The organism is Methylobacterium tarhaniae, from assembly GCF_001043955.1.
GTDB classification, from domain to species: Bacteria; Pseudomonadota; Alphaproteobacteria; order Rhizobiales; family Beijerinckiaceae; genus Methylobacterium; species Methylobacterium tarhaniae.
Window position 1 is genome coordinate 1 of sequence record NZ_LABZ01000148.1, and the last position, 12,505, is coordinate 12,505.

A 12,505-nucleotide genomic window follows, 5' to 3' on the forward strand; every position below is an offset into this window, starting at 1 on the left:
CCACGCCGGTCGGGTGCTCGCCCGCCCCCCCCTTCGTCAACGACAGCTACCTGCTGGAGAAGGATCTGGTAAATTACTGGGGGTACAACACCCTCTCGTTCTTCGCCCCCGCCCGGCGCTACGCCGCCGTCCCGGACTTCGCCTTCTCCGAGTTCAAGGAGATGGTCGCCCGCATGCACGGGGCCGGCCTCGAAGTGATCCTCGACGTGGTCTACAACCACACCGCCGAGGGCAACGAGAAGGGCCCGACCCTGTCGTTCAAGGGGATCGACAACGCCTCGTACTACCGGCTGCTGCCGGACCAGAAGCGCTACTACATCAACGACACCGGGACGGGGAACACCGTCAATCTCTCGCACCCGCGGGTGCTGCAGATGGTGACGGATTCCCTTCGCTACTGGGCGACCGAGATGCGGGTCGACGGCTTCCGCTTCGACCTCGCGACGATCCTCGGCCGCGAGCCCTACGGCTTCGACGAGGGCGGCGGCTTCCTCGATTCCTGCCGCCAGGACCCGGTCCTGTCCTCGGTCAAGCTGATCGCCGAGCCGTGGGATTGCGGCCCGGGCGGCTACCAGGTCGGCGGCTTCCCGCCCGGCTGGGCCGAGTGGAACGACCGTTTTCGCGACGAGGTCCGCGGCTACTGGAAGGGCGACGAGGGCTTGTTGCCGGCGCTCGCCTCCCGTCTCACCGGCTCGGCCGACAAGTTCAACAAGCGCGGCCGGCGCCCCTGGGCCTCGGTGAACTTCATCACCGCCCATGACGGCTTCACCCTCGCCGACACGGTCTCGTACAACGAGAAGCACAATGCGGCGAACGGCGAGGACAACCGGGACGGCCATTCGCACAATCTCTCCTACAATTACGGCGCCGAGGGGCCGACCGACGATCCCGAGATCCGCGCCGTGCGGATGCGCCAGATGCGCAACCTGCTGGCGACCCTGCTCCTGTCGCGCGGCACGCCGATGCTGCTCGCCGGCGACGAGTTCGCCCGCACCCAGCGCGGCAACAACAACGCCTATTGCCAGGACAACGAGATCTCCTGGATCGACTGGCAGGCGATCGGCGCGGAGGAGCGGGACCTGGCCGAGTTCACCCAGCGCCTGCTGATCCTGCGCAAGTCCCTGCCGATGCTGAGCCGCGGGCGCTTCCTCACCGGCGCCTACGACGACGAGCTCGGCGTCAAGGACGTGAGCTGGCTCACGCCCTCCGGGACCGAGATGACCCCGGAGAACTGGAACGACGGCGGCGCCCGCTCGCTCACCGTCGTCCTCGACGGACGGGCGCAGACGAGCGGCATCCACCGGCGCGGGGGCGAGGCGACCCTGATGCTCCTGTTCAACGCCTATCACGACGTGGTGGAGTTCACCCTGCCGGAGGTGGTCGGCGGCGATGCCTGGATGCGGGTGCTCGACACCAACCTGCCCGACACCCAGGACCTCGCCCGGTTCGGCGTCGGCGACACCTACGCGGTCACCGGCCGCTCGATGCTGATGTTCGTGCTGCGCCCGACCGGCGTGGACCATGCCAGCGAGACCTGGCGCTCCTACCAGCACGTGATCCAGGCCTTCGAGCGGGCGGAATCCGAGAGCGTGGCATTCGGGCTGACGCCGGAGGGGTGACAACCGGGCGGGCCTGCCCACTTGAGTCGGACCCGGGATACCTGCGCCCGTCCGCTGCGTCAGAGGCGGACGGGCGTGTATCAGGGTCTTTCGATGGTGCGCGGTGCGAGGGGGCGGCCGGACCGGCCGTCCGGCCTCCGGGGCTGCGCGAGCGTGGAGTGGGGGCGGTGGCAAAGATCCTTCTCGTCGAGGACCACGAGGAAATCTGGGATTTCCTCTCCCGGCGGCTCAAGCGGCGGGGCTACGAGGTGGTGCTCGCCCATGACGGCGAGGAAGGCGTGATGAAGGCCCGCACGAGCCGGCCGGACATCATCCTGCTCGACATGAACCTGCCGGTGCTCGACGGCTGGTCGGCGGCCCGCGCCCTCAAGTCCGACGCCGAGACGTCCCGGATCCCGATCATCGCGCTCACCGCCCACGCCATGTCGGGCGACCGCGAGAAGGTGATCCAGGCCGGCTGCGACGACTACCACCCCAAGCCCGTCGACTTCTCGAAGCTCCTGACCCAGATCGGCGCCGCCCTCGGCACGCCGCCCACTCCTTGAAATCCTCGCGCTTGATACCGCAGCGTCGTCGAACGGACTCGTTCGACGACGCCGGCTAAGCCCGACAGGCGCCGGACGCCTTCGCATCGACACGTCGATGCGAAGGCACAATGGTATGAGAGGCCGATGATCGACGATCCCGTGACGGCGCGCCGCCTGCGCGACGCGATGCCGGTGTTCACGGCGCTGGCGACCTGCCTGCTGGTGCTGGCGATCGGCGCGATCCTGTCGCTCGGGCGGGACGTGCTGATGCCGATCACCCTCGCGGTGCTCCTGAGCTTCGTCCTCGCCCCGGCGGTGCGGGGCCTGCAGCGCCGGCGCCTGCCGCGCTCGCTCGCCGTGCTGGTCGTCGTGCTGGCGACCTTCGGCGCCATCGGGGGCCTCGGCCTCCTGATCGCCAACGAGGCGTCGCAGCTCGCCTCCGACCTGCCGCGCTACACCGTGACGATGCGCGAGAAGCTCGGGACCCTGCGCGCCCAGGCCGGCGGCGGCGCCACCCTGGAGCGCCTGTTCCAGGCGGTGCAGGACCTCAGCCAGGACTTGCAGCCGCCGGAACCCGCTAAGCCGCGCGGTCCTGCCGATGCCGAGAAGCCCATGCTGGTCGAGGTGCGCGAGCCGAAGGCGGGGCTGCTCACCACCCTCGGCGGCCTCGTGGCGCCGGTGCTGCATCCGCTGGCCACGGTCGGGCTGATCCTGCTCTTCACCCTGTTCTTCCTCGCCCAGCGCGAGGACCTGCGCAACCGCGCGATCCGGCTCGCCGGCTCCGGCGACCTGCGCGCCACCACGGCGGCGATGGACGACGCGGTGGCGCGGCTCTCGCGCTTCTTCCTCGCCCAGGCCGGGCTCAACCTCGCCTTCGGGGTCGTGGTGGCAGCGGGCCTCTGGCTGATCGGCGTGCCGAGCCCGATCCTGTGGGGCGTGCTCGCGGCGATCCTGCGCTTCGTGCCCTATATCGGCGCCGTCATCGGCATGGCCTTCCCGCTGCTGCTCGCGGCGGCGGTCGATCCGGGCTGGTCGATGCTGATCGCCACCCTGGTGCTGTTCGCGGTGGTCGAGCCGGTCGCCGGCCACGTCGTCGAGCCGCTGCTCTACGGCCACTCGACCGGCCTCTCGCCGGTGGCGGTGATCCTGGCCGCGACGCTGTGGACCTTCCTGTGGGGACCGGTCGGGCTCGTGCTCGCCACCCCGATCACCGTCTGCCTGGTGGTGCTCGGCCGCCACGTCGAGCGGCTGGAATTCCTCGACGTGATGCTGGGCGACCGGCCGGCGCTGGCGCCCTCCGAGATCTTCTACCAGCGCATGCTGGCGGGCGATCCCCTCGAGGCGATCGACAAGGCGCGTCAGGTGCTGAAGGAGCGCGCGCTCGCCACCTATTACGACGAGATCGCGCTCGGCGGCCTGCGGCTGGCCCAGAACGACCGGGCGAGCGGGGCGCTGGCGGCGGATCGCCAGCAGGCGGTCGGCAAGGCGATCGAGACCGTGGTGACGACGCTGGGCACGCTGCCGGTCCGCCGCGGCGCCTCCGCGGTCCGCAGCGCCGAGACCGAGGCGGCGGTGGCCGCCCTCGGGCCGGACCGGGCCGCCACCGCCATCGTGCGCCGGCCCGAGGACCTGGCGCCGGCCTGGCGCGGCAGCGCCCCGGTGCTGATCGTGGCGAGCCGCGGGCCCTTCGACGCCGCCGCCGCCGGCATGCTGGCCCAGGTGCTCGGGCGCCACGGCCTCAACGCCCGCATCACCAGCCAGGACGCCCTGAACAAGGGCGAGCGGCCGGACACAGACGGCGTCGCCCTGGTCTGCCTGTCCTACATCGAGCCGATCAGCACCTCCCACATCCGGCTCGCCGCGCGCCTCGCTCGGCGGGCGATCCCGGGCGTGCGGGTGATGGTGGCGATCTGGCGCGAGCGCGACCCGGCCGGCCGCGACCGCCTGCGCCGGGCGACCTCCGCCGACATCCTGGTCGCCACGATCAGCGACGCCCTCGACGCCGCCCTGCGGCTCTCCGGTGCGGGCGAAGCCCGCGAGGCGAGGCGCGAGGCCGCCCGGCCGGGGCAGAGCCCCGGCGATCTCGAGCGGATGCGGGCCTGAGGGACGCAAGCTTACGATCCGGGAAGGCCACCTGCGCCAGAGCAGAGCCGCGTGATCCGGTCGGGCCCGGACGGTGTCGGCGGGGCCACGGCGAAGTCCATCGCCGCGGTCGAGACCGGACAATTCGATCCGGGCGCCGCTTCTTCGGCCCGCATCGGCCCTCGCAGGCCGATCGAGGCGGCCGTGACCATTGCAACCTTGCGTCGCCTGGCCTATCCGGATTCTGGAGGGACGCCCGGTCGCGGTCGCCGAGGGCGGCGTCGGCCCTTGTGCAGAGTGCCGAGGGTAAGGAGTACCGAGTGTAGGATCCCATGGAGCGATGGGATTCGGTCCGCGGGGCACCGGAGCGACGATGAGTGTGAAGCGAACGCCGACCGAACTCGGGACCCGGCCGACCGTGGCCGACGTGCCCACGGACGTGTCGGACCACCACAGCGACATCTTCTTCGCCGCCGTCGAGATGACGCGGATGCCGATGATCGTCACCGATCCGCGCCAGCCGGACAACCCGATCATCTTCGCCAACCAGGCGTTCCGCGGCATGACCGGCTACGCGCCGGAGGAGCTGGTCGGCCGCAACTGCCGCTTCCTGCAAGGGCCCGAGACCGACCGCGAGACGGTGGCGGAGGTGCGCCGCGCCATCGCCGAGCGGAAGGAGATCGCCACCGAGATCCTGAATTACCGCAAGAACGGCTCGACCTTCTGGAACGCGCTGTTCATCTCGCCGGTCTACGACAAGAAGGGCGATCTGGTCTATTTCTTCGGCTCCCAGCTCGACGTGTCGCGCCGGCGCGACGCCGAGGAGGCCCTGCGCCAGTCGCAGAAGATGGAGGCGCTCGGCCAGCTCACCGGCGGCATCGCCCACGACTTCAACAACCTGCTCCAGGTGGTGGTCGGCTACGTCGACATCCTGCAATCGGGGCTCGAGGACCCGGCGGCCGATCCGCGCCGGATGGGGCGGGCGGTGGACAACATCCGCAACGCCGCCGAGCGCGCCACCACCCTGACCCAGCAGCTCCTGGCCTTCGCCCGCAAGCAGCGCCTCGACGGACGCGCGGTGAACCTCAACAACCTGGTCGAGGGCATGCGCGACCTCGTCGGCCGCACCCTCGGGGACGGGATCACGGTCGAGACCGAGCTGGGAGAGGGCCTGTGGAACGCCCGCCTCGACCCGACCCAGACCGAGGTCGCGCTGGTCAACATCCTGCTCAACGCCCGCGACGCGATGCTGGACGGCGGCACCGTGATGGTCCGGACCGAGAACCACGTCTTCGACGCCGACGAGCTGCCCTCCGGCTTAGCCCAGACCGGGCGCTACGTCTCGGTGTCGGTGACCGATACCGGCTTCGGCATGGCGCCGGAGATCCTGGCGCGGGTGATGGAGCCGTTCTTCACCACCAAGGAGGAGGGCCGCGGCACGGGTCTGGGCCTCGCCATGGTGTACGGCTTCGCCAAGCAGTCCGGCGGCACCGTCGTGATCGAGTCGCGGGCCGGCCACGGCACCACCGTCCGGCTCTACTTCCCGATGAGCGACAGCGAGGAGCGCCCGGCGCCCGGTCCGGGCAACCACGGGCTGCAGCGCTCGGGCACGGAGACGATCCTGATCGTCGACGACCGCCGCGACGTCGCCGAGCTCGCCCGGGCGATCCTGCGCGATTTCGGCTACACGACGCTGCTCGCCACCGACGGCCGCCAGGCCCTCGAGCTGCTGGATGGCGGCGACCGGGTCGACCTGCTGTTCTCCGACCTGATCATGCCCGGCGGCATGAACGGCGTGATGCTGGCCCGCGAGGCGCGCCGCCGCCAGCCCCGCCTCAAGGTGCTGCTCACCACCGGCTACGCCGAGGCCTCGCTGGAGCGCACCGATGCCGGTGGCACCGAGTTCGAGATCATCAACAAGCCCTACCGGCGGATGGAGCTGGCGCGGCGGGTGCGGGCGGTGCTCGATGGGCCGACCGGGGTGAGCTGAGACGCAACGACCCCGCTCCGGCGGGAACAGGAGGAGCCGATGCCGGATCGCCCGACGCGCCGCGTGATGCTGGGCACCCTCGCGGCCGGCCTCCTGGCTCCCCGGCCCGCCCAGGCGACCTGCCTTCTGACGCCGCAGGCGGTGGAGGGACCGTTCTACCTCGATCCGCGCCTGCTGCGGTCGGATATCCGGGAGGACCGGGAGGGTACGCCGCTCAGGGTCAGCCTTCAGGTCGTCAGCTTACGGGATTGCGTCGCCCTGCCCGCGGCCCGCGTCGATCTCTGGCACGCTGACGCGCAAGGGCGCTACTCGGGCTATTCCGATCAGGGCGAGCGGGGCGCGTCCACCCTCGGCCGGACCTTCCTGCGCGGCACGCAAGTCGCCGACGGTGCCGGCCGCGTGGCCTTCCGGACGATCTATCCGGGCTGGTATCCGGGCCGCACGCCCCACCTGCACGTGAAGGTGATCCTGGGCGGCCGCGCGGCCCTCACGGGCCAGATCTATTTCCCGGACGCGGTGAGCGAGGCGGTGCATGGCAGTCCCGCCTATGCGGGCCGTGCTCGGCGCGGCCGGATCGGCAATGCCCGCGACGTCCTCATGCGCCGGGACGACCCCGAGGGCCGCGGCATCGCGGAGGTGCGCCGAGAGAGCGGGGACCAGGAGGGCGGGGGTTACGAAGCGGCGCTGACGCTGGTGGTCAGAGGAGCGTGACGGGTTCCCCGCGGCCACGATCGGGCCGCGGGGAACGAGGGCCGGAAGGGCGGCCGGGAGCCCGGCCGCCCTCCAGCGACTTACGCCGTCATCGCGGCCTTCAGGTTCTCGTCGATCTTGTCGAGGAAACCGGTGGTGGAGAGCCACTTCTGGTCGGGGCCGACCAGCAGGGCGAGGTCCTTGGTCATGAAGCCGGCCTCGACGGTGTCGACGCAGACCTTCTCGAGGGTCTCGGCGAACTTGGCGAGATCGGCGTTGGAATCGAGCTTGGCGCGGTGCGACAGGCCGCGGGTCCAGGCGAAGATCGACGCGATCGAGTTGGTCGAGGTCTCCTTGCCCTTCTGGTGCTCGCGGTAGTGGCGGGTCACCGTGCCGTGGGCGGCCTCGGCCTCGACGGTCTGGCCGTCGGGGGTGAGCAGCACCGAGGTCATCAGGCCGAGCGAGCCGAAGCCCTGCGCCACAGTGTCCGACTGAACGTCGCCGTCGTAGTTCTTGCACGCCCAGACATAGCCGCCGGACCACTTCAGGGCCGAGGCGACCATGTCGTCGATCAGGCGGTGCTCGTAGGTGATGCCGGCCGACTGGAACCGCGACTTGAACTCGGCCTCGTACACCTCCTCGAAGATGTCCTTGAACCGGCCGTCATAGGCCTTCAGGATGGTGTTCTTGGTCGAGAGGTAGACCGGGAACTTGCGGGCGAGGCCGTAGTTCATCGACGCGCGGGCGAAGTCGCGGATCGACTCGTCGAGGTTGTACATCGACAGGGCGACGCCGGCGCCCGGGAACTTGAACACCTCGCGCTCGATGACGGTGCCGTCCTCGCCCTCGAACTTGACGGTGAGGCGGCCCTTGCCCGGCACCTTGAAGTCGGTGGCGCGGTACTGGTCGCCGTAGGCATGGCGGCCGACGACGATCGGCTGGGTCCAGCCCGGCACCAGGCGCGGCACGTTCTTGCAGATGATCGGCTCGCGGAAGATCACGCCGCCGAGGATGTTGCGGATCGTGCCGTTCGGCGACTTCCACATCTCCTTGAGGTTGAACTCCTTCACCCGGGCCTCGTCCGGGGTGATGGTGGCGCACTTCACGCCGACGCCATGCTTCTTGATCGCCTCGGCGGCCTCGATCGTCACCTTGTCGTTGGTGGCGTCGCGATGCTCGACTCCGAGGTCGTAATATTCCAGCGGCACGTCGAGGTAGGGGTGGATCAGCTTGTCCTTGATGGACTGCCAGATGATCCGGGTCATCTCGTCGCCGTCGAGCTCGACGACGGGGTTCGCCACCTTGATCTTCGCCATGTCTGATCCAGCCTTCCGTGAACCGGGGGCCGCCCCCATGCCCGCGTGAGGCGCGCGGCCGGCCGTGGCGCGGTCATAGCGCGCTGCACAAACAGGGGGAAGCGCCGGGACGGAATGGTTTTTCTCCGGCGTCACGAAAAAAGCCCCGGCGCGGGGGCACCGGGGCTGCAAGGAGGTCCGTTGAGAGAACGCGGATGGACCCCGGCAGTTCCCGAGGCCGTACCCCTTCGCGGAAGCAGCGCAAGGCCTTATGTGCCGGCGCATCCCGTCTCGCCGACCGACACACCATGACCGACGCTTCTCCACCCCGCCCCGTCATCATCCTGGTCGAGCCCCAGCTCGCCGAGAATATCGGCATGACCGCCCGCGCGATGGGGAATTTCGGGCTCGACGCGTTGCGCATCGTCAACCCGAAGGGCGGCTGGCCGATGAAGGGCGTGCGCGAGACGGCCTCGAACGCCACGCACGTCCTCGACGGCGCGACGATCTACGCGACGGTCGCCGAGGCCCTGGCCGACCTGCATTACGTGCTCGCCACCACGGCGCGAGAGCGGGGCCAGATGAAGCGGGTCTTCGGGCCCGACGGCGGGATGGCGGAGGCCGCCGGGCGGCTGTCCGCGGGTGAGCGGGTCGGCGTCCTGTTCGGGCGCGAGCGGGTCGGGCTGTCGAACGACGAGGTCTCCCTCGCCGACGCCATCGTCACCTTCCCGGTCGATCCGCAGCATGCCTCGCTCAACCTCGCCCAGAGCGTCCTGCTCGTCGCCTATGAGTGGCGGCGGGCGGCGGGGCAGGCGGTGCTGCCGTTCTCGGGGGGGCTCCGCTCCGGGCCGGCACCGCGGGAGGCCGTGATCTCGCTGTTCGAGAGCCTGGAAGCCGACCTCGACGCGGCCGGCTACTACCCGCCGGCGAAGCGCGACGGGATGATCCGCAACATGCGCGACATGTTCCACCGCATGGCGATGACCGAGCAGGACGTGCGCAGCTTCCGGGGAGCCCTGCGCGCCCTGGCACGGCGCCCCCCGGAGGAGTGAAGCCTACAGCTTCACCACCAATTTCCCGAAGTTGCGGCCCTTGAGCAGGCCGATGAAGGCCTCCGGCGCGCTCTCCAGCCCATCGACCACGTCCTCGCGGTAGCGCACGCGGCCCTCGCGCAGCCACTGGCCGACATCGGAGAAGAAGGCCTGTTCCTGGTCGGCGAAATCCCAGACGATGAAGCCGCGGAAGGTGAGCCGCTTGCTCAACACCGCCCGCATCAGGGCCGGCACCCGGTCGGGCCCGGGGGGCAGCTCGGTCATGTTGTAGTTGGCGACGAGGCCGCAGACCGGGATCCGGGCGAAGTCGTTGAGGAGCGGCAGCACCGCGTCGAACACCGCGCCGCCGACATTCTCGAAGTACACGTCGATGCCGTCCGGGCAGGCCGCCGCGAGCGCGCCGGGCAGGTCGCCGGTGCGGTGGTCCACCGCCGCGTCGAAGCCCAGCTCCTCCGTGAGATGGCGGCACTTGTCGGCGCCGCCGGCGATGCCGACCGTCCGGGCCCCCTTGAGCTTGGCGATCTGGCCGACCAGCGAGCCGACCGGGCCGGTGGCGGCGGCCACCACCACGGTCTCGCCGGCTTTCGGCGCCCCGATGGTGAGGAGGCCCGTATAGGCGGTCATGCCCGGCATGCCCAGCACCCCGAGCGCCGTGGTGACGGGGGCCGAAGCGGGATCGAGCCTGCGCAGGCCCTGGCCGTTCGACACCGAGAAATCCTGCCAGCCGCCATAGGCCAGCACCGTGTCGCCGGCGGAGAAGCCCGGATGGTGCGAGGCCACCACCTCCGCCACCGTGGCGCCGACCATCACCTCGTTGATCTCGACCGGCTTGGCGTAGGATTTCGCCGCGCTCATCCGGCCGCGCATGTAGGGATCGAGGGAGAGATAGCGGTTGCGCAGCAGCACCTCGCCCTCTTTCGCGACCGGCACCGTCCCGCGCTCGAGACGGAAATGGGCCGGTGTCGGCTCGCCGTGGGGCCGGGACGCCAGGACGATGCGGCGGTTCACGTCGGACATGCGGGACCTCCCTGCAGGGGCTTTGCGGCCCGAGCCGGCCTCGCGGCCACGCTCGCGCTCGGCACCTCGCAACTGGGACGGCCCACCCCGCGCGTCAACGCCGCGCTGGCCGGAGATTGTAAGAGCCTTACCTGCGGAGGAAGCCCGTCGGCCCGTCCGGCGGCTCCCGCGAAAGGGTTCGGCATGCCCCCATCCTCGCTCTTTGCCTCGCTCTTCGCCTCGCTCCTCGCCGGCGCCCTCCTGCTCGCGGCGGCCGTGCCGGCGGCCTCCGCCGGATCCGATCTCGACCGCTATCGCTGGAAGTCCCGGGTGCTGGTGATCGCGGCTGCCGCCGACGATCCCCGCGCCGCCGCGCAAATGCGCATCGCCGAGGCGGCGGCCCCCGCGATGCGCGAGCGCGACCTCGTGGTGGTGCGGGCGATCGGGGAGGGGAGGGAGGCGGCCGCGCTGCGCCGCCGCCTCGGCCTGCCGGCAACGGGGTTCCGGGCGGTGCTGGTCGGCAAGGACGGCGGGGCGAAGCTCACCGCGGCGGAGCCGATCCCGGCCGAGCGGCTCCTCGCCACGATCGACGCCATGCCGATGCGGCGGGAGAAGGCCGCGAGGCCCCGGAACTGAGGCGTCGCGACCGGAGCCCCTCACGAAAAAGGGCCGCCCCGGCGGGCAGCCCCTTCTTGTCTCGCGCGGTACCGCCTCAGTAGCAGCGGGTCACGAGGACGCGGCGATAGCCCCAGGGCGTCCAGCGCACGCGGGGCACCTCGTAGCAGCCGCCGCCATAGCCGTAATCGTAGCCGCCGTAATAGCCGACCGGGGCGTAGCCGTACCCGCCATAGCCGTAGCCGCCGTAATACGGGTAGGCGGAGGCCGCCGCGAGGCCGAGACCGACGCCGAGGCCCAGGCCCGCCGCGCCCCAGCCGAAGCCGCGGCGATAGCCGTAGCCGCCGCGCCAGCCGCCATATCCCCCGCGCCAGCCCCCGTAGCCGCCGCGCCAGCCGCCGCCGAAGCCCGCGGGGCGGTAGCCGCCGAAGCCGCCCCGGTAGCCGCCGAAGCCCCGGTTGAAGCCCCCCCCCGCGAACCCGCCGCGGAAACCGCCACCATGGAAGCCGCCGAAGCCGCCGCCCCGGAAGCCCCCGCCATGGAATCCACCGCCGCCGAAGCCGCGCGCCTCGGCGGTGGCCGGCACCACCAGCAGGGCGCCCGCGAGGGCCGCCGACGCTGCCAACATGCCTTTCATGACCCGATCTCCTGATCGCGAGAGAAGCGTGAACCCCCTGCACCCAGAACGCCGCATCTCCGGGCCCGGTTCGTGCTGCAAATCGTCACGATCGCCCTATACCGGTTCCCCGAAAACCGGTCGGCAGGCGAAAGGCGGAGAGGTCCATGGTGGGAAGAGCGGGACGGATCGGGTTGTGGGTGCTGGGGGCGGGCCTGTGGCTCGGGGCCGGGCCCGGGTTGGCGGCGCCGGCCGCTCCCGCCTCCGCTCCGGTCGCGTCCAGGGGCGCCGCATCCGGGGGGGCCGCATCCGGGGGGGCCTCTTGCCGGCCCCAGACCCACGAGGGCCAGGCCTACGCGGTCTGCACCGTCGACCTGCGCCGCGCCCGGGTGAAGCTCTTCTGGCGCGGGCCCGACGGCCTGCCCTACGGCTCGCTCTCCCGGCTCGCCGGGCAGCAGGGGGCGAGGCTCGCCTTCGCGATGAATGCCGGCATGTACGACAACGGCCTCAGCCCCGTGGGCCTCTACGTCGAGGACGGGCGCGAGCTGAAAGCCGCCAACACCGCCAACGGCCCGGGCAACTTCCACCTGAAGCCGAACGGGGTGTTCTACGTCGCCGGCGACCGGGCCGGCGTGCTCGAGACCGGCCGCTACCTGAAGGCCCGCCCCCGGGCCGAGTTCGCGACCCAGTCCGGCCCGATGCTGGTGATCAACAACCGCATCCACCCCAAGATCTCCGAGGACGGCCCGTCGCAGAAGATCCGCAACGGCGTCGGCGTGCGCCCGGACGGGCACACCGCCGTGTTCGCGATCTCGGAGGCGCCGGTGAGCTTCGGCGCCTTCGCGCGGCTGTTTCGCGATGCGCTCGGCTGCCCCAACGCGCTGTTTCTCGACGGCAGCGTGTCGAGCCTCTACGCCCCCTCGCTGGGACGCCAGGACCTGAGCCGGCCCCTCGGGCCGCTCGTCGGCGCGGTGACGCCATGACGGGCGGTTTCGCCGATCCCGAAAATGCTCTACGGGAGAC

General features: G+C 71.1%; 11 protein-coding genes. 8 read left to right on the forward strand and 3 right to left on the reverse strand.

Features of this window, described 5'->3' with window-relative positions; translation table 11 throughout:
* From glgX to VQ03_RS20575, 5 genes are all read left to right on the forward strand, one after another.
* Positions 1-1,619, forward strand: a 1,619-nt coding sequence (glgX, locus tag VQ03_RS20555; RefSeq protein ID WP_048452768.1) for a glycogen debranching protein GlgX, incomplete at its 5' end; no start/stop codon positions are given.
* Positions 1,620-1,786: 167 nt separating this feature from the next.
* Positions 1,787-2,164 carry a response regulator gene (locus tag VQ03_RS20560; RefSeq protein WP_048452789.1) on the forward strand — a complete coding sequence of 126 codons (378 nt, stop codon included), beginning with the start codon at positions 1,787-1,789 and terminating at the stop codon, positions 2,162-2,164.
* Positions 2,165-2,290: 126 nt separating this feature from the next.
* On the forward strand, positions 2,291-4,249 hold the full coding sequence (locus VQ03_RS20565) for an AI-2E family transporter (protein ID WP_048452769.1): 1,959 nt from the start codon (positions 2,291-2,293) through the stop codon (positions 4,247-4,249).
* Between the two features lie 352 nt (positions 4,250-4,601).
* Positions 4,602-6,218: a hybrid sensor histidine kinase/response regulator gene (locus VQ03_RS20570; RefSeq protein WP_048452790.1), complete on the forward strand. Its 1,617-nt coding sequence runs from the start codon at positions 4,602-4,604 to the stop codon at positions 6,216-6,218.
* Between the two features lie 39 nt (positions 6,219-6,257).
* Positions 6,258-6,929, forward strand: coding sequence for an intradiol ring-cleavage dioxygenase (locus tag VQ03_RS20575; protein WP_053078677.1), 672 nt, complete (start codon positions 6,258-6,260; stop codon positions 6,927-6,929).
* Between the two features lie 80 nt (positions 6,930-7,009).
* On the opposite strand, the gene VQ03_RS20580 is transcribed toward VQ03_RS20575, so the two are convergent.
* On the reverse strand, positions 7,010-8,224 hold the full coding sequence (locus VQ03_RS20580) for an NADP-dependent isocitrate dehydrogenase (protein ID WP_048452770.1): 1,215 nt from the start codon (positions 8,222-8,224) through the stop codon (positions 7,010-7,012).
* A 287-nt stretch (positions 8,225-8,511) separates the two neighbouring features.
* Between VQ03_RS20580 and VQ03_RS20585 the strand changes: the two genes are divergently transcribed.
* Positions 8,512-9,255: an RNA methyltransferase gene (locus tag VQ03_RS20585; protein ID WP_048452771.1), complete on the forward strand. Its 744-nt coding sequence runs from the start codon at positions 8,512-8,514 to the stop codon at positions 9,253-9,255.
* A gap of 3 nt (positions 9,256-9,258) precedes the next feature.
* On the opposite strand, the gene VQ03_RS20590 is transcribed toward VQ03_RS20585, so the two are convergent.
* Entirely contained in the window at positions 9,259-10,272 is a 1,014-nt protein-coding gene (locus VQ03_RS20590) for an NADP-dependent oxidoreductase (protein WP_048452772.1), read from the reverse strand.
* Between the two features lie 183 nt (positions 10,273-10,455).
* On the opposite strand from VQ03_RS20590, the gene VQ03_RS20595 reads away from it, so the two are divergent.
* The gene (locus tag VQ03_RS20595; RefSeq protein ID WP_048452773.1) at positions 10,456-10,887 is read left to right on the forward strand and encodes a DUF4174 domain-containing protein; all 432 of its coding nucleotides are present in this window, start codon (positions 10,456-10,458) and stop codon (positions 10,885-10,887) included.
* Between the two features lie 76 nt (positions 10,888-10,963).
* Here VQ03_RS20595 and VQ03_RS20600 read toward each other — a convergent pair whose 3' ends face one another.
* A complete protein-coding gene (locus tag VQ03_RS20600; RefSeq protein WP_048452774.1) occupies positions 10,964-11,503 on the reverse strand; it encodes a hypothetical protein in 540 nt (179 codons plus the stop codon).
* Between the two features lie 146 nt (positions 11,504-11,649).
* On the opposite strand from VQ03_RS20600, the gene VQ03_RS20605 reads away from it, so the two are divergent.
* The gene (locus VQ03_RS20605) at positions 11,650-12,465 is read left to right on the forward strand and encodes a phosphodiester glycosidase family protein (protein ID WP_083468125.1); all 816 of its coding nucleotides are present in this window, start codon (positions 11,650-11,652) and stop codon (positions 12,463-12,465) included.
* Positions 12,466-12,505: the final 40 nt, after the last annotated feature.